This is a genomic window from Vallitalea okinawensis, assembly GCF_002964605.1.
Lineage (GTDB): Bacteria > Bacillota > Clostridia > Lachnospirales > PQDH01 > Vallitalea_A > Vallitalea_A okinawensis.
Genome location: NZ_PQDH01000003.1, coordinates 381,700 through 399,312 on the forward strand (window position 1 = coordinate 381,700; position 17,613 = coordinate 399,312).

Below are 17,613 nucleotides of genomic sequence, written 5' to 3' on the forward strand. Positions count from 1 at the left end.
GCTGGAGGTGTTTATTTTTTCTCATTACTCTGATAATATTTTAATATCTGCGCGAATAGCGCTAAAATGTTCTTCTAAATTTTCATAACCTCTCAATAGGTGTTCAACCCCTTTTACAGTAGTAGGACCATCAGCAATTAATCCAGCAAGAACTAGTGATATCCCCCCTCGTATATCATGGGCTTGAACGTTACATCCTTTTAATTCATCAGACTTGTTAATAAGAATATGTCCATGTCTGACTTCAATATCTGCTCCCATCTTGATGAGTTCATAACAGTTTTTAAATCTATCTGGAAAAACAGTATCCACAAGTTTACTTTTGCCTTCTCCCTTTAGAAGTAGTACTGTAAATGGTTGTTGTAAATCTGTAGGAAATGCAGGGTACATGCCGCTTAGTGTTCTACAGATACTGACTTTACCTTTTCTATATCCTCTTATTGTATCCCCATCAATATCAAAGTCTATCCCTACCTCATGCAGTTTATTTATGACTGCCATTAAATGCTGGGGGATGACATGTTCAACAGTGATATCGCCTTGGGTCAATCCAGAAGCAATCAAAAATGTACCAGCTACTAATCGATCAGGGATAATGTCATGATGAGTACCTTTTAATGATTTAACACCTTCAATTATGATTTTCTTGGTACCTGCCCCCTTTATTCTTGCTCCCATTTTATTTAAAAACACTGCTAAGTCAACAATTTCTGGATCTACAGCAGTATTATTTAATACGGTTATTCCTTCTGCTAAAACAGCTGCCATCATTAAATTAATGGTAGCACCACAAGTTACTACATCAAAATATATTTTGGCACCTTTTAACCCATTACAAGCAGTGATGTGATAGTTGTTCTCCTCATAAATCACTTTAGCTCCCATAGCCTCTAACCCCTTGATATGTTGATCAATAGGTCGTTTTCCAATGTTATCTCCACCAGGACTACCGATAATTACTTTCTTGAAGTGATGAAGTAATGCGCCAACAAAATAATATGAAACACGGACATTTTTACATAAATCTTTCTTAATAACTGCACTTTTGATGTCCCTTGTATCTACAATAACTTGATTATCATGATGTTTGATCTTTGCCCCCAAATCCTGAAGGATGCTGATGACCGTATCAACATCTGTTATGTTTGGTACATTACAAATAACACTGATATCTCCTGTTAAGCAACTGGCAATTAGGATGGCTAAAGAACTATTTTTACTTCCTTGTACTCTTATATGACCAGTTAATCTATTAGAAGGCTGGACAAGCAACGATGGCATAGACATTTCCTTTCATAAGTTATCTCATTATCTATTATATTGACCAACCTCTTAATTTAGTATAGAAGAAGTGAGAAAATTAAAAGAGACGGCAATTTTTATGCCGTCTCACAAATAAATATATTATTTTTTTACTTGTTCAATCTTTTCTACTATCTCTGGTTTTACATCTTTTGTTAACTCAACTGCAGATGTAACTAACCCTGCAAGTCCTTGAATCTCAGAAGGAATGATGATCTTAGTAGCTTTACCATCTGCAGCTTTAGTAAATGCTTCAAGACTTTTAAGTGATATAACACCTGTATCAACTTGAACGCCTTTGATCATATTTAAACCTTCTGCAGTCGCTTGTTGAACCTTAATAATCGCTTCAGCTTCACCTTCAGATTCACGTATAACAGCTTCTTTTTTAGCTTCTGCTCTAAGAATTGCAGATTGCTTCTCACCTTCTGCTTGTAAGATCATGGACTGCTTCTTACCTTCAGAAATAAGGATACGTGACTTTTTCTCCCCTTCTGCTTTAAGGATAGATTCACGTCTTTCCCTTTCAGCTTTCATCTGTTTTTCCATAGCATCTTGAATCTCAGATGGTGGGATAATGTTCTTAACTTCTACTCTATTAACTTTGATACCCCATGGATCTGTTGCTTCATCCAAAATCGCTCTCATTTTCGTATTGATAGTGTCTCTTGAAGTTAAGGTTTGGTCTAACTCTAGATCACCAATGATATTACGTAATGTAGTAGCTGTTAAATTAGAAATAGCTTGCATTGGGTTTTCAACGCCGTATGTGAATGCTTTTGCATCTGTTATCTGGAAATAAACAACTGTATCAATTTGCATAGTTACATTATCTTTTGTGATAACGGGTTGTGGTGGGAAATCGACTACTTGTTCTTTTAAGTTAATTTTTTTTGCAACCTTATCAAGTAAAGGTACTTTAACGTGTAGCCCAACTTGCCATGTTTGATGGAAAGCACCAAGTCTTTCGATAACATATGCATTTGCTTGTGGTACAACTTTGATATTGGTTACAAATAATAAAATTACAATTACCAAAATAACCATAAAAAATATTCCGCCCATTTTATACCTTCTTTCTTATTTATTCTTCATCCGCAATTTTCTCGACAATGAGTTTAACTCCCTCAATGCCTTTTATAATGACTTCTGAATTCTTAGATACCTTATCATGATCTGAGGTTTTGGCTGACCAAATCTGTCCTCCAATTTTTACTTGACCCTCGTTTTTCAAAGGATCAATTGACATGATAACAATCCCTTTCTTGCCTATTAAACTGTTAGCATTGGTTCTTTCTTTGCCAACTTTTAAATACTTAATTGCAACTGGTCTAGTGAAATAGAGTAATACTAATGATACAATTAAAAATATTGCAATTTGTACTGGAACGCTTTTAATAAAAAATGATGAAATCCAAGCAACAACTGCACCGATAGAAAACCAAATGGATGCAAGGCTTACAGTAGCTGCTTCAACTGCTAATGCAATAATGATAATTAAAAGCCAAACAAAATTCATGCTATAAAAAAACTCCATATATACTGCCTCCCCTCATTTAACTTTTATTACCATGCTTCAATTATAGTATAACAGCTCACTAATGTCAAAGCGTAGAACAGATAAAAAATCGCCCCGAAGGACGATTTTATAGTTCAGAATGACATCTGAATCAAGTTTCTGTATTTTTCAGTACAGTTACTTACTAAATTTATAGACTGTGCTGGTCTTTTAAGTATTTTCTACTTAATGCAAGTGTCTCAAAAGCACCTACATCGCCAGAATCTCTTTCTACGGCAGCATACTTAACACCAGCTTTTTCACATGCATCTATGATAGCACTCCATTCTAGATTACCTGTTCCCACTTCAGCAAAATAGTTTTCATTATCCTTAACACCCATATCTTTAAAGTGAACGATATCTAATTTTCCTGCTAATTTATTGATCCAAGCTACTGGACTCGCTCCACCTGCTTGAACCCAGTATAAATCTAGTAAAAATTGAACATGCTCATTGAATCCTTCTAAAAGTATTTCCATACCTGATTTTCCATCATATTTCTCGTATTCAAATCGGTGATTATGATAGACAAACTTCATGTCAAAAGAAGCTAATTTCTCACCAATTTGATTGGCTTCTTTAATAAACGTATAGTAACCTTCTATGCTACGTAATTCATTAGGCATTGAACCAATACCAACATACTTGCAATTCCACATTTGATGATACTTTATAACGTTATCCAAATCGTTAATCAGCTGATCGTAACTCATATGAGTAACACATATTTCTAGACCGTGCTTTTCTGCTAATTCTTTAATGTATGTAGCCTTTTCATCATCGACAACACCCATACCAGACATTTGAACAACATCATAACCCATTGCTTTTATTTTTGTAAAAGATTGGTCCATATCTTCTTTTGATTGGATGTAATCTCTAATCGTATACAGTTGCGCAGCAATTTTCATTTCTTTACCTCCTACACATAATATATTGTTTTTTACAGTTTTATGCCTTCTTTTCCTTTACTCCGATAAATGCCATCTATCATTTTTAAAGCTGTCAGTCCATCATCAAAATGTATATAATCCTCTGTATTATTAATAATAGCTTGATAAAATTTGTCAATTAAAATACTGTGACTCTTACCCCAATAGGATTTTGCATTTCCTGATACTTGATCACCAATGAGCTCTTTCATTTCACCCTTTTGGATAAGGTAAAGGCTGTTATTAAACATACGTAAACTTCCATTTTCGAAAGTAACCTCTAACTCTACTGGGCTATTAACCACATTACAATTAGTGGCGTAGAATAAGCCAATAGTTCCATTCTTAAATTGAATTGTGGCATCTGCAGTATCTTCAACCTCTATAACCTCATTCAGCAACCTTGTTGATGTATTACCTTTTATCCATTCTATGTCACCACCAAACCATTGGAGTAAATCCAAAGTATGAATGGATTGATTAATCAATACTCCTCCACCTTCAGTAGCAAAGCAGCCACGCCAGTCAGATTCCCTATAATATTTTTCATCGCGATACCAAGTAACATAACCTTTAAGTCCAATCAACTTTCCTAATGTGTGTGCTTGAATAACATCTTTTATTTTCATTGATGTAGGATTAAAGCGATTTTGAAAACAAACAGCTATCTTACTGTTTTCTTGACCAATATTCTTAATCTCCTCTGCATCCAGCATATTCATAACAATAGGCTTCTCACATAGGACATGCTTCTTAGCCTTAATGGCTTCTATAATCATTTCTTTATGGAGGTAATGAGGTGTACAAATATGAATGACATCAACTTTAGCATCTTTAACGAGCTCATTAAAGTTTTTATAAGCTTTACACTTATATTGATTAGCTAGATTCTTCACCTTATCTTCCTTAATATCACATAAGGCTACTAACTTTCCATTAATACTGTCTTCTATAGCTTTTAGGTGTGTGTTTGATATAGCACCACATCCGATTAATCCAATACCAAGCATAATGTCCCTCGATTCTATCAAGTATAAGTAACAACAAGTTTTTACTAGTTTATTTATGCATCACTAGAATGTACCATCCACGTTAAGTACTTCAGGTTTCTCAACCTTTTTCTGAAACTTGGAAGTCTTAATACATTCTTGTAAATGCTCATAGAATAAATCTCCATTAATAGGTAATTCAACCCAATCATCTAACCATGTTGATAAATGCATAGCATTAGAAATAGTTAATCCATTAATTCCTTCAATACCTGGTGCAATGAGTTCTTTTCCATTTAGTATAGCATCTACGAAGTTTTTCAAAATAGCTATATGTTCTTGATCCTTAGACTCTTCAATAGGAATCTCACACTTCCAACACTCAGGTTGACCAAATCCGCCTTTAAATTCTTCATTAAATTGTCGTTCAGAAACTCTTAATCGCCAGAATGTAAGTTGATTACCTTCTAAAACAATTTTACCTCTATCTCCAGTAATCTCAAGTCGATTCGTACCTGGTGCATCAGAAGTTGATGTAATATAGACACCTGTAGCGCCATTCTCATATTCCATATAAGCTGTCACGTCATCTTCAACTTCAATGTCATGCATCTTACCGAATGCACAAAAAGCACGTACACGTTTAGGCATACCACATAGCCATTGAATAAGATCCAACTGATGTGGATTTTGATTGATCAGAGTTCCACCACCTTCTCCTGCCCAAGTTGCACGCCAACCACCTGAATTATAGTAGCTTTGTGGACGGTACCAATTTGTGATGATCCAGTTTATTCTTCTAATTTCACCTAATTCATCACCATCAATTAATTCTTTTAATTTAATATGAGCTGGTCTTGTACGCTGATTATACATAATAGCAAAAACTTTATCTGTCTCATTAGCCACATCATTCATTTCTTCAACTTGTTTTGTATAAACGCCAGCAGGCTTTTCAATAAGAACATGCTTGCCTGCATTCATAGCTTTAATTGCTAAAGGAGGGTGGTCATAATGAGGCGTAGCGACTACTACTGCATCAATTTTCTCATCCTTCAAAAACTCATCTACATCCGTATATAAACTGATATTTTCTCCATAAATCTCTGGAGCCTTATCTAACTTGTCTTGATCGATATCACAAATGGCTACTAATTCACCATTAGTTACTTTTCCAGCTACAATGTTTTTAGCATGACCGCTACCCATATTACCAATTCCTATAACACCAATTCTTACTTTATCCATTCTCTAAACCCTCCACTGACTATAATCGATTTAATATCGCTTTCAAAGCATTAGCTGCTACTTCAAATTTAGCAGGACCACTGTTTTCTAATGTCTCATCAATATCAACATCCTCAAGTTCCGCAAATCCTGTAAAATTACCTAAGTGAGGTTCAAGGGATAAAAACCCTTCATAATTAGCTTCTTTCATTATTGTTAAAATAGTTTCAATATGACCTTTACCATAACCAGATGGAACTACTTTTCCACTATCATCCAATGCATCTTTAATATGAAAATAAACAATATGCTCTTTCAATAGATTAAAGGCATGAGGATAAGTTTCAACACCGCATTGAATAAAGTTGGCTGGATCAAAAATTAACTTCATTTGATCATTCTTCAAGGTTTCAACCAGGTCTAAGCAACGCTCAGCAGTATCACCATAAATTCTTTTTTCATTCTCATGCAATAAAGTAACGTCATACTTCTTCGCTGCATCAAGAAAAGCATTCCATCTCCTCATGACTTCATCTCTATGCTCCTCAGGTGTATCCCCTTCAGGAATTAAAAAACTAAACATTCTAATATAAGGTGCATCTAGAATGACTGACAATTCTAATGTATGTTTAAATTTCTCCAAATGGGGTTCAAAATCATCGACAATACTAATCTTTCCGATAGGTGAACCAATTGAAGATAACTTAAACCCTCTCTCATCCATGTCTTTCTTGATGTTCTTTGCTTCTTCAATGGTTAAGTCAGATACGTTTTTCCCATTCACGCCACGCATCTCGATATATGTTATATTATTTTTTTCTAGAACATTCATTTGAACTTTTAAATTTTCATCGATTTCATCAGCAAAAGCTGATAAAGTAAATTTAGCCATCTTATGCCCTCCTATTAATTAAATGAATTTGTGTTTTAACTAAAAACTTATTTATATCTTAATTATAACGAAATATAATCAAAAAACATTTCGATTATTGCTAAAAACATTGCAAATCTTGCTTAATCCTTTATAATAAAAATAATAGAGTTTCTACAACTTTTTTTATCTAAGATTGGTAATTAGTCAAAGAGGTGAAAAGGATGGCAAAAGGATTTAGCATATCTCATAATAAAAGTGAACGACTTTATAACTCACGCCCACATACCCATAATAATTATGAAATCTTCTATTTTCTTTCAGGAGATATAACTTACTATATTGAAGGTCATGTTTATGAAATAAATCCTCATGATCTGTTGATGATCAATAACCGAGAAATTCATAAACCCATCTTCCATTCAGATGCTCTTTATGAGAGAATAATCGTCAATTTTGATGAATCTTATGTGAAACCGCAGTTTTCAGATTACAACCTAACTTATTGTTTTGAGAATCGTAAGTTAGGACATGGTAATAAAATTGAAGGGGAGTTTGTTCTTCAGCACAACATTCATAATTACTTCATTAATATATTGGGAAGTATAAAGAATGACAACATTGAAGACCAACTATTAGCTAAGACATATTTTATTCAGCTGTTATTACAACTGAATAAAATCTTTAAAAAAGAGAATGAGAAGTTTACAAAAGGTTATGCCAAAGATGAAAAACTGGATCAAGTTATACATTTTATTAATAATCACTTAAGTGATAAGCTGACTCTAGACATTATTCAAGAAGAATGCTTTGTGAATAAATACTATCTAAGCCATCTCTTTAAAGAGATGACAGGTATGACTGTTATGGAATACATTACACATAAACGCATTCTATTAGCTAAGAATTTGCTTCAGTCAGGTATGTCAGCTACAGATGTAGCCCATGAATCAGGATTTAACGATTACTCCAATTTCTATAAAAGTTTCAAACGTGCTACTAAGCAATCACCTGCAAAATATAGAAAAGCAGATACTGAGAAAAAAAGAAAATAAGGTATACATCAAAAAGACTTGCTATATTCTAGCAAGTTCTTTTTAACTATCTAAAAATGGTTATTACCAAACCATGACCTATATTCGGCAGATTAATCTCTTAAGTTCTGAAGACTTGGCTACTAATTCTCCGTCTATATATAATTGTAACCCTTGCCCCTTCTTATAATGATCACCTTTTTTGTCATATAAAATTGTTATAACACGTCCATGATAAAGTACATTATCTAAGCTAAAGTAGTCCCATGTATCTTCTGGTACTAATGGATTTACCTCAATCCTGTTATCATGGTGAGGTTTTAAACCAACTAGACCATTAATAATCAGGTCGCAATAAGAGGAGTGATTATAATCTTTTGCCCTTTCCTGTCCACCTTTATTATCAGGCCAGCCTCTCTTTTCTAGTATTGACCTTGCTAACCATTCACCAGTATAAGGATCTAGATTCTCATCAATCCAAGAGACAGTTTCTCCATTATTTTTCTTTCTTTTATGGCACTTCGTATAGATTTTCAATAGCTTAAAATAATCGTTTTTATTGACATAAGTACACTGATGATGATTTAATAAGTTAGCTAATCCACCAATCACAAATGAAGTTAAAAAAGGCCAAGAAGGTCCATTCCACAGACACTGATGCTTAGCTTCAAACATAAAACGTGGATGTCTCTGTTCTGCAGTAGTCGGTCCATAGGGAGCATAGAACCCTTTTGAGTCTATCAATTGTTTCCAAGCAACATCATATTTCTCATCAAGCACTTCAAAATACCAAGGAATATAGCCATGTAACTCACGAACATTATGTTCCTCATTAATACTATTGAAAGACCAGCCTTCTATCTTTTCATCTTTTGAGTCTAGAGGGAATACTTTGAAAAATTCATCCCTGGAATCCCATAATTTCTCTTCGATAGATTGCTTAATAGCTAATGCCTTTTCTCGAAATTCATCTGCTATTCCTTGATAATTTACTATTTCAGCCACATTCACAATAGCCATTGCATCTGCAAACATATAGGAATTGAGTGTAGGTCGTAAACCATTTCCGCTGATGGAAAACTCGCCTCCATCTCTGTCATCAATTGACCAAAACAGGCCACTACTATGAAGATGGCTCTTTTCCCATTCATAATAATTTTGAATAAATTGAGGTAATAATTCTTCTGCTAGAGAAAAATCACCACTAACTAAACACTGCTTCCAGACTGAATCTGATAACCATGTACTATAAGAACGTAAATCTCCACCTTTAGCAAACCAAAATCTGGCATAGTCACTTAAATAGGTTGAATCATGAAGCCAGCGCCCCTCATAAAAGTGATGTCCAGCAGGACAGACAATCGTATTATACTTTCCTGCCCATGGTACATCTGGATGAAACTCTGTAATGACGAATCCATCCTCAGTTTGCTTGATATGCTTACGAAATACCCACCATCTAAAATAATAAGCTTCTTCAATTTCTTTATCAGGACACTCTAACAAGGGTATATTTTCTTCTAGCCATCTAAAAGCTGAATCATTGTTTATATGTTGAATGACATTTTCCTCATCATTTTTATTGAATAATGTAATATAGTCTTTAAACATTTCTAAATTAAGTATCATTTCGATCCCCATTTCCCAAAGTTTATCAACAGGTTGCATCACACATAATTATAGTATGGTTAAATAAAGTCAAGATGTTTTTTAAGTACAAAACTAGGAGTAAAAAGTAGTATTTTTTATGCCATAAAAGGGAGGAGGAATCCTTTTACGGAGTCCTCCCTTTGGCAAAGTGTTATATATATGAAATAATGAGCAAGCTAAATAAAGTTATCTCTGTACTCTACCTGATGCATCCCCATTTGCGAGTGTTTCAACTTCATCCACTGTTACGTGGTTGAAGTCACCAGGTATAGTGTGTTTTAATGCTGATGCTGCAACAGCAAATTCTAGCGCACCTTTATAGTCTTTACCTGTTACCAGACTATAAATTAGCCCTCCAGCAAAAGAATCGCCACCACCAACGCGATCTACTATACGAATGTCATATTTCTTTGATCGATAAAATTCATTACCATCATAAATTAAAGCAGACCAACCATTATCGGAAGCTGAATAACTTTCTCTAAGAGTTGTTACAACATATTTAAAATTGAACTGGTCTTTCATTTGCTTGAATATATCTTTATATCCATCTAATTCAAGTTCACCCTTTGTGACATCAGTCTCCCCAGGTTTGAATCCAAGGACTTTCTCAGCATCTTCTTCATTTCCAATGCAAACATCCACATATTGCATAAGATTTGTCATGATCTCTTTAGCTTTTTCAGGTGTCCACAATTTCTTACGATAATTTAAGTCAACAGATACAGTTACCCCATGACGCTTTGCAGCTTTTAAAGCCTCTTCAGTTAAAACAGCTGCCTTATCACTAATAGCTGGTGTAATACCACTAAAATGGAACCAATCTGCTTCCTTGAAGATTGCGTCAAAATCAAAGTCTTCCACATCTGCTTCGGCAATTGCTGAATGAGCTCGGTCATAAACAACTTTAGAAGGACGCATAGATGCTCCTGTTTCCAAGAAGTAAATACCTACACGCTCACCACCACGAGCAACATAATCGTTATTCACTCCAAAACGTTGCAAACTATTGACAGCAGCATCTCCTATAGGGTTCTTAGGCAATTTCGAAACAAAATAGGCATCTAAACCATAGTTTGCGCATGAAACAGCAACATTAGCTTCTCCACCACCATAAATTACATCAAATGAATCTGATTGTATGAATCTTTCATAGCCGGGAGTGGATAGACGTAACATAATCTCCCCCATGGTTACAACTTTTTTATTCATGTTTTTCCTCCTCATAGATGTTTATGCTCTTGCTTCTTTTATTTTCTTAATAAACGCTTTAGCTGTTTCAGTGATTAATTCATAATTACCTGTCTTTGCTCCTGCAGTTAATTGTCCACCAACACCAACTGCTACACATCCATTTTTAATCCATTGATCAACATTATCAATACTTACGCCACCTGTTGGCATTAAAACGGCTTGAGGCATTGGTCCTTTTACAGCCTTAATGTAATCTGGTCCGACCAAGTTTCCAGGGAATACTTTAATAACGTCAGCTCCAGCTTCCATAGCTGTAACCATCTCTTTAGGAGTAATACATCCTGGCATATAAGGTATTTGATATCTATTACATAACTTACAAGTCTCTTCATCGAAGGATGAACTAACTATGTATTCGGCACCTGCAAGTATAGCTATTCTAGCAGTCTCACTATCTAGGACAGTACCTGCACCAACAATTAACTCCTCTTTAGAGAATTTTCCTTTTAAAGCTTCAATAACTTTATGCGCCCCTGGCACTGTGAAGGTAACTTCTATAGCAGGGATACCACCTTTAATACAAGCTTCTGCAATTTTAGTAGCTTGTTCTTCTGATTCTGCTCTTACAACAGCTACAATCCCAACTTCAGAGATTCTATTTAACGTATCAATTTTAGGAATCATTATTGCACCTCGTTTCATATCGTGAATTATGGTTTCATTATACGGAATGTTGTTTCATAATGCAAGACTAATCTAATAGTCAAATATACCACTAATCCTGATTAGCTTTATTTTGCTCCATTATACTTATTATATCTTCTATTTTCATCTTACTGCATCAAAATGAAACCCATATAAATGGCTTTCAACACCATCTTTTTCTGGGCAAAATGATTGCACCAAGAAAAGTGACTAGCGTCACGTTTCAAGTATGTGCAGGAAAGTATGGTACCTTGCTTGATCATTTCGTGTAACTAAATGTATCAAAAGTAATGAGGTTCGATGCCTCATTGCTTTTATTAGCAAAACGCAGTACTTTCCTACACAAAAAAAAGCCCGTAATGGGCTTATTTTTTTCTGCTAGCTTTGATTCTATCACCTTCAGAGAGGATTTTTTTTCTTACACGAATAGAATCAGGTGTTACTTCAACTAATTCATCATCTTCTATAAATTCCAATGCTTCTTCAAGGGAAAAGATCTTTGGAGATATTAATTTGATAGCATCATCAGACCCAGCAGCTCTTGTATTGGTTAATTTCTTGTTCTTACATGGATTAACCGTCATATCTTCTTTTCTACTGTTCATTCCAATGATCATACCTTCATAAACATCTGTACTTGGGTTAACAAACATAACAGCTCTATCACTCAAATTAAATAAAGAATATGCCATAGTTGTCCCATTTAACTGTGATATTAAAACACCATTACCACGTCTTGGTATCTCACCTTTATAAGGTTCAAAACTCTCGAAAGATCGTACTAGAGTACCTTCTCCTCTTGTATCATTAATAAATTGACTTCGATAACCAAGTAATCCTCTTGTCGGTACTAGGAACTCTATTCGTGTATATCCATTATCAGTCTCCATAAACTCCATAAGACCTTTACGCAGGTTAAGTTTATTAATTACTGTACCTGAATACTCATCTGGAACGGTGACAATAACACGCTCAATAGGTTCTAATAACTTACCACCATCTCTTTTCATTAAAACTTCTGGCTTGGATACTGAGAGCTCATAGCCTTCCCGTCTCATGTTTTCTAGAAGGATAGAAAGATGTAATTCTCCTCTACCTGATACTTTATACCCATCTGAATTCTCTAACTCCTCTACCTTTAAACCTACATTAACTTCTAGTTCTTTTTCTAATCGAGCACGAATATGTCTCGTCGTTACATATTTTCCACTCTTACCAGCAAAGGGTGAATCGTTAACAAGAAAATTCATTGATAAAGTCGGTTCTTCGATTTCAATCATTTCAAGAGGATCAATGCTATAAATATCGCAAATTGTTTCACCTATTGATATATCAGCAATCCCTGCTATAACAACAATATCACCACTAAACGCTTCTTCTTTCTCTACACGATTAAGTCCTTCATATACAAAAAGTTTGGTAATCTTACCAGTAGCAACAGAACCGTCTCTTTTAGAAATTGAAACTTGTTGACCACTCTTTATTGTGCCTTTTGTAATACGACCTATCCCAAGTCTTCCAATGTAATCATCATATGCTAATGAAGAAATTTGAACTTGAAGGTTCTCATCATCCTTATCTTCATAGGCCTCTACATGATTGACCAATAGTTCAAAAAGAGGCTCTAAATCTTGACTGTCATCAACCATATCTCTTTTAGCAATACCGTCTTTAGCAATACCATAAACAATTGGGAAATCTAACTGTTCGTCATTAGCATCTAAATCTGCAAAAAGATCAAAAGTCATATCAACTACTGCTTCAGCCCTCTGATCTTTTTTATCAATCTTGTTTATAAAGAGAATTGGTCTTAATCCTCTTTCAAGAGATTTCTTTAATACAAATCGTGTTTGAGGCATTGGTCCTTCACTGGAATCAACTAATAGGATCGCTGTATCAACAGTTTTGATGATTCGTTCAACTTCCGATGAGAAGTCAGCATGACCTGGTGTATCTACAATATTAATTTTATAATCATTATATTCTATAGAGCAATTCTTAGAATAGATAGTTATACCTCTCTCGCGCTCAAGATCATTACTATCCATTACGCAATCAACTACTTCTTGATTTTCTCTAAAAACCCCACTTTGACTTAAAAAAGCATCTACTAATGTAGATTTCCCTGCATCAACGTGGGCTATTACTGCTATATTGATAATCTTTTTCTTAGACATTTTATCGTTCCTTCCATATTAAACGCGTATTATAACGCCTATATAATAGTACATGTAAATCCGTAATTTATCAAGTCTTTAGTTAGGATTTGTCATTTTGAATCTATTCTAGTTCAAATTTGTCATCGTTATCAATATTATGCACAAAAAAAACAACCTTAATATAGGTTGTTTTTTTTACCAGTTGTATTCTGCTTTAAAATAGGAAGTACACAATTCTCAATTCATGTGCTTTTACTTTGAATATTTTTAATATGGGCGTTAAATATGAGGTAAAGGTCTAGACTTGCAAAATTGCTAGGAGTATTATCAAGATAGATATGTTCATCTTCCCAGTTATTAAACTTGAACCTTGGCTTTTTATCTTGCACTACCTGTTTACCTTTGCTGTCATTAAGTCGCTGATGACCACCACATTGTGGGCAGACAGAATAATATTCAATATGATATTTAAATAGTGGGATAAAAACGAAATTGAACCAATTTCCTATTTTACAGACATAAGCGTTACCCTTATAATCACAATTTTTGCATTTAATTAATGTGGTTGATTGATAATAATGATAGGTCGTATAAGGATATCTAGCTCCCCACATGTAAATCATTAAATCACCTCCAATATAACACTCTACATACCATACATTTTAACGCTAATTACCATTTTAGACAATATATATTGTCTCAACTCATCATATGTGGGTATGAAAACGGCAACATTCATGTTGCTTATTTTTGGTATTTAATTTGACAAAAACATGATTTTCATATATACTTTGATTATCAAATTATTTGATTTACTTATTATGTAGGAGGAATGAACTTGAATATACCAAGTTTAAAAATAGGCGATTTAAAAGCTAAACTGCCAATTATCCAAGGCGGAATGGGTATTGGTGTATCCGGAGCAAAATTAGCTTCAGCCGTTGCTAATGCTGGTGGAATCGGCATTATTTCAGGTGTTCAAATAGGCTATAAAGCTAAGGATTTTTCATTAGATCCACTAAAAAATAACTTAAAAGCACTAAAAGAAGAAATTACTAGCGCTCGTAAGTTAAGTCCAGAAGGAATCATTGGAGTCAATTTCATGGTTGCTATGCGTCATTATGATGAAGTTGTTAAAGCAGCCGTTAAAGAAAAAATAGATTTAATTATTTCAGGTGCTGGACTACCAATTCAGTTACCCGAATTAGTAAAAGGGTCAAAAACTAAAATTGCACCTATCGTTTCTTCAGGTAAAGCTGCACGAATCATCATTAAAAGGTGGCTAAAACAAGATCGCTTACCTGATGCTGTTGTTGTTGAGGGTCCTCTAGCAGGTGGACACTTAGGTTTCAAAGCAGATGAGCTTGAAAATAAGAGTAACCAGTCTTTAGAAGAGATTGTACAGGATGTTCTTAAAGTAATTAAGCCGTTAGAGCAAGAGTACAATGTTGAGATCCCTGTTATTGCAGCAGGTGGTATTATGGATGGTAACGATATCGGTAAAATCTTATCTTTAGGTGCAAAAGGTGTGCAAATGGGTACTCGCTTTGTCGCTACAGATGAATGCGATGCAGATCAAAGCTTTAAAGAAGCTTATGTTAACTCTAAAAAAGAAGATGTACGCTTAATTAAGAGTCCTGTTGGTTTGCCTGGTCGAGCGATATACAATAATTTCATTGAAGAAACAGATCAAGGTAATATTCCAGTCAAAAAGTGTTTTCGTTGTATTGGCCATTGTGATCCTAAAACAACACCTTATTGTATATCTCAAGCATTAATTGATGCCGTTGAAGGGAAGAATGGTCTTGTATTCTCAGGAGCACGTGTTCATGAGGTCAAAGAAATTTTAAAAGTAGATCAATTAATGGCATCACTTGAACAAGAAATACTTGCTTACCATCATTAATTGATTCTCTATACAAAGCACATGTTTAATAGGTCCCTCCCCCCTTTTGTTTGGACTTCATGCTGATATATATTAAACATGTGCTTTCTCCATCAAATTTTTAGAAACAAAAGAACTTATACCCTTAATTATCGGATATAAGTCCACACCTTTATTGTTTGTTCTTTTGCTCTTCTATTTTCTCGGCAAGTACATTAAGATAAGACCATCGCTCCATTTTTTCTTCTAACATCTTTTCTGTAGCAGCTTTTTCTTCCATGAGTTCTTGAATTTTTGTGTATTGAGTTGCGTGAATTTCCATTTCCTCTTCAAGTTGTAATAGTTTTTGCTCTAGGACCTCGATGACATCATCAATCTCCTCAAACTCTATTTTCTCTTTATAACTGAACTTTAACTTTTCATCCTTATTTTTATAATTCTGTTTACCAGTCTGTTCTGGTTTTATAACACCTTCTATCGCTTGGTTAGCTATTCTTTCCATATAGTCCGTATAATTACCAGGATAGATCTCAATATCCCCGTTACCTTTATAGGAAAATATTTTTTCACATATTCGATCTAAGAAATACCTATCATGGGATACAGCCATAACAGGTCCATTAAAGTAGTCAATAAAATCCTCCAAAATTGTAAGAGTTGCAATATCTAAATCATTGGTAGGCTCATCCAATAATAACACATTAGGAGCTTCCATCAAGACACTGAGTAGATGCAACCTTCTTTTTTCACCCCCAGATAACTTGCCAATCAAACTATACTGTAGGTTAGATGGAAACAAGAAGCGTTCAAGCATCTTTGATGCAGATATACGCTGTCCATTAGCTAGAGGCAAATACTCAGCTATTTCTCGTACAAAATCTAATACTCGCATTTGATTGTCTAAATGAAAAGTTTCTTGTGAAAAATAGCCTACCTTAACTGTTTCTCCTCTATCAACTGTACCAGAATCAGGTTGTAAACGATTAGCAATTAAATTCATTAATGTGGATTTACCGATTCCATTAGGTCCAAGTATTCCAATTCGGTCATCCCTTAATAATATATAGCTAAAATTCTTAATACACGTTATATCTTCAAAGGATTTGCAAACCTGCTCCAACTCAATAACCTTTTTCCCCAGTCTGGACCCCAATACTGATATATCCATTTCGTCCTTTTTAGCGGTGTTCAAACTTTCTTTTAATGAATCAAATCGTTGAATACGTGCTTTTTGCTTGGTCGAACGTGCTCTAGCTCCTCTTTTAATCCATGCTAGTTCTGTTCTATATAGATTTTGCTTCTTACGTTCTAAAGCTTCTTCAATGGCATCTCTTTCAATCTTTTTCTCAACAAAAAGACTGTAATTCCCATCATAAGAATATAACTTTGCCCCATCTAATTCAATGATACGATTCGTAACGCGATCTAAGAAATAACGATCATGTGTAATCATAATTACAGCGCCCTTACGTCGATTAAGATACTCTTCTAACCAAGTAATACTATCGCTATCCATATGGTTAGTTGGTTCATCAAGAATCAATAAATCACTATTAGCAATTAACGCTGAAGCTAACGCAACTCTTTTTCTCTGCCCCCCGGATAAAACACCCATTTGTCGACCAAAATCTTTTATATCCAACTTTGTTAAGACTGTTTTTGCAGCACTTTCTAATTCCCAAAGATGTAATTCATCAATTTTATTTTGAAGTTTTAATAGTTCATCATTATAACTCATATCACCGACTTCAATTTTCTCAAGAATACTTTCATATCGTCTCATCAAGATCATTTCAGGACTATTCCCTTTAAAAATCTGTTCGATTACCGTTGCTTTTGGGTCAAACTCAGGATCTTGTGAAAGGTACTCAATTCGCATTTGATTCTTTCTTATAATCTGACCAGCATCTGTTGTCTCAATGCCTGCAATGATTTTTAGTAAAGTAGACTTCCCAGTACCATTGATTCCAATGATACCAATTTTATCGCTCTCATCTATACCTAAACTGATATTATTCAGTAATATTTTCTCACCATAACTTTTACTAATGTTTTCTAATGATAATATATGCATACTCGTTATGTCTCCAATTCTATTTAAAATA

Annotated in this window: 15 protein-coding genes; 2 read left to right on the forward strand and 13 right to left on the reverse strand. The window is 34.4% G+C overall.

Features of this window, described 5'->3' with window-relative positions; genetic code table 11:
- Window positions 1-24 precede the first annotated feature (24 nt).
- The 7 genes from murA to C1Y58_RS11330 all read right to left on the reverse strand — a co-directional run bounded on the left by murA (window position 25) and on the right by C1Y58_RS11330 (window position 6,902).
- Entirely contained in the window at window positions 25-1,281 is a 1,257-nt protein-coding gene (gene murA / locus C1Y58_RS11300) for a UDP-N-acetylglucosamine 1-carboxyvinyltransferase (protein ID WP_157950054.1), read from the reverse strand.
- A gap of 123 nt (window positions 1,282-1,404) precedes the next feature.
- Window positions 1,405-2,367 (reverse strand): SPFH domain-containing protein, encoded by a 963-nt coding sequence (locus C1Y58_RS11305; RefSeq protein WP_105616149.1) that lies wholly within the window; start codon window positions 2,365-2,367, stop codon window positions 1,405-1,407.
- Between the two features lie 19 nt (window positions 2,368-2,386).
- Entirely contained in the window at window positions 2,387-2,839 is a 453-nt protein-coding gene (locus C1Y58_RS11310) for an NfeD family protein (RefSeq protein WP_242985382.1), read from the reverse strand.
- A gap of 172 nt (window positions 2,840-3,011) precedes the next feature.
- The gene (locus C1Y58_RS11315; RefSeq protein ID WP_105616150.1) at window positions 3,012-3,773 is read right to left on the reverse strand and encodes a sugar phosphate isomerase/epimerase family protein; all 762 of its coding nucleotides are present in this window, start codon (window positions 3,771-3,773) and stop codon (window positions 3,012-3,014) included.
- 32 nt (window positions 3,774-3,805) lie between these two features.
- Window positions 3,806-4,804, reverse strand: coding sequence for a Gfo/Idh/MocA family protein (locus C1Y58_RS11320; protein WP_105616151.1), 999 nt, complete (start codon window positions 4,802-4,804; stop codon window positions 3,806-3,808).
- Window positions 4,805-4,867: 63 nt separating this feature from the next.
- Window positions 4,868-6,031: a Gfo/Idh/MocA family protein gene (locus tag C1Y58_RS11325; protein ID WP_105616152.1), complete on the reverse strand. Its 1,164-nt coding sequence runs from the start codon at window positions 6,029-6,031 to the stop codon at window positions 4,868-4,870.
- A 19-nt stretch (window positions 6,032-6,050) separates the two neighbouring features.
- Entirely contained in the window at window positions 6,051-6,902 is an 852-nt protein-coding gene (locus tag C1Y58_RS11330; protein ID WP_105616153.1) for a sugar phosphate isomerase/epimerase family protein, read from the reverse strand.
- A 203-nt stretch (window positions 6,903-7,105) separates the two neighbouring features.
- Between C1Y58_RS11330 and C1Y58_RS11335 the strand changes: the two genes are divergently transcribed.
- Window positions 7,106-7,936 carry a helix-turn-helix domain-containing protein gene (locus C1Y58_RS11335; protein ID WP_105616154.1) on the forward strand — a complete coding sequence of 277 codons (831 nt, stop codon included), beginning with the start codon at window positions 7,106-7,108 and terminating at the stop codon, window positions 7,934-7,936.
- A gap of 78 nt (window positions 7,937-8,014) precedes the next feature.
- Here the strand turns inward: C1Y58_RS11335 and C1Y58_RS11340 are convergent, their stop codons facing one another.
- From C1Y58_RS11340 to C1Y58_RS11360, 5 genes are all read right to left on the reverse strand, one after another.
- Window positions 8,015-9,544 carry an MGH1-like glycoside hydrolase domain-containing protein gene (locus C1Y58_RS11340; protein ID WP_207655740.1) on the reverse strand — a complete coding sequence of 510 codons (1,530 nt, stop codon included), beginning with the start codon at window positions 9,542-9,544 and terminating at the stop codon, window positions 8,015-8,017.
- 207 nt (window positions 9,545-9,751) lie between these two features.
- Window positions 9,752-10,777, reverse strand: coding sequence for a sugar kinase (locus C1Y58_RS11345; protein WP_105616156.1), 1,026 nt, complete (start codon window positions 10,775-10,777; stop codon window positions 9,752-9,754).
- 21 nt (window positions 10,778-10,798) lie between these two features.
- Window positions 10,799-11,443 (reverse strand): bifunctional 2-keto-4-hydroxyglutarate aldolase/2-keto-3-deoxy-6-phosphogluconate aldolase, encoded by a 645-nt coding sequence (locus tag C1Y58_RS11350; protein ID WP_105616157.1) that lies wholly within the window; start codon window positions 11,441-11,443, stop codon window positions 10,799-10,801.
- A 386-nt stretch (window positions 11,444-11,829) separates the two neighbouring features.
- Window positions 11,830-13,641, reverse strand: a complete 1,812-nt coding sequence (gene typA / locus C1Y58_RS11355) for a translational GTPase TypA (protein WP_105616158.1) — start codon at window positions 13,639-13,641, stop codon at window positions 11,830-11,832.
- 224 nt (window positions 13,642-13,865) lie between these two features.
- On the reverse strand, window positions 13,866-14,246 hold the full coding sequence (locus C1Y58_RS11360; protein ID WP_105616159.1) for a zinc-ribbon domain-containing protein: 381 nt from the start codon (window positions 14,244-14,246) through the stop codon (window positions 13,866-13,868).
- Between the two features lie 209 nt (window positions 14,247-14,455).
- Here C1Y58_RS11360 and C1Y58_RS11365 point away from each other — a divergent pair, with 209 nt between their 5' ends.
- Window positions 14,456-15,529, forward strand: coding sequence for an NAD(P)H-dependent flavin oxidoreductase (locus tag C1Y58_RS11365; protein ID WP_334293836.1), 1,074 nt, complete (start codon window positions 14,456-14,458; stop codon window positions 15,527-15,529).
- A 151-nt stretch (window positions 15,530-15,680) separates the two neighbouring features.
- Here the strand turns inward: C1Y58_RS11365 and C1Y58_RS11370 are convergent, their stop codons facing one another.
- Complete coding sequence (locus C1Y58_RS11370) at window positions 15,681-17,582, reverse strand: ABC-F family ATP-binding cassette domain-containing protein (protein ID WP_105616161.1); 1,902 nt, start codon at window positions 17,580-17,582, stop codon at window positions 15,681-15,683.
- Window positions 17,583-17,613 lie beyond the last annotated feature (31 nt).

Coding starts and splice junctions, on each gene's coding strand:
- murA (WP_157950054.1), bottom strand. CDS start 1,281: ATGCCATCGTTGCTTGTCCAGCCTTCTAATAGATTAACTGGTCATATA.
- C1Y58_RS11305 (WP_105616149.1), bottom strand. CDS start 2,367: ATGGGCGGAATATTTTTTATGGTTATTTTGGTAATTGTAATTTTATTA.
- C1Y58_RS11310 (WP_242985382.1), bottom strand. CDS start 2,839: ATGGAGTTTTTTTATAGCATGAATTTTGTTTGGCTTTTAATTATCATT.
- C1Y58_RS11315 (WP_105616150.1), bottom strand. CDS start 3,773: ATGAAAATTGCTGCGCAACTGTATACGATTAGAGATTACATCCAATCA.
- C1Y58_RS11320 (WP_105616151.1), bottom strand. CDS start 4,804: ATGCTTGGTATTGGATTAATCGGATGTGGTGCTATATCAAACACACAC.
- C1Y58_RS11325 (WP_105616152.1), bottom strand. CDS start 6,031: ATGGATAAAGTAAGAATTGGTGTTATAGGAATTGGTAATATGGGTAGC.
- C1Y58_RS11330 (WP_105616153.1), bottom strand. CDS start 6,902: ATGGCTAAATTTACTTTATCAGCTTTTGCTGATGAAATCGATGAAAAT.
- C1Y58_RS11335 (WP_105616154.1), top strand. CDS start 7,106: ATGGCAAAAGGATTTAGCATATCTCATAATAAAAGTGAACGACTTTAT.
- C1Y58_RS11340 (WP_207655740.1), bottom strand. CDS start 9,544: ATGATACTTAATTTAGAAATGTTTAAAGACTATATTACATTATTCAAT.
- C1Y58_RS11345 (WP_105616156.1), bottom strand. CDS start 10,777: ATGAATAAAAAAGTTGTAACCATGGGGGAGATTATGTTACGTCTATCC.
- C1Y58_RS11350 (WP_105616157.1), bottom strand. CDS start 11,443: ATGATTCCTAAAATTGATACGTTAAATAGAATCTCTGAAGTTGGGATT.
- typA (WP_105616158.1), bottom strand. CDS start 13,641: ATGTCTAAGAAAAAGATTATCAATATAGCAGTAATAGCCCACGTTGAT.
- C1Y58_RS11360 (WP_105616159.1), bottom strand. CDS start 14,246: ATGATTTACATGTGGGGAGCTAGATATCCTTATACGACCTATCATTAT.
- C1Y58_RS11365 (WP_334293836.1), top strand. CDS start 14,456: ATGAACTTGAATATACCAAGTTTAAAAATAGGCGATTTAAAAGCTAAA.
- C1Y58_RS11370 (WP_105616161.1), bottom strand. CDS start 17,582: ATGCATATATTATCATTAGAAAACATTAGTAAAAGTTATGGTGAGAAA.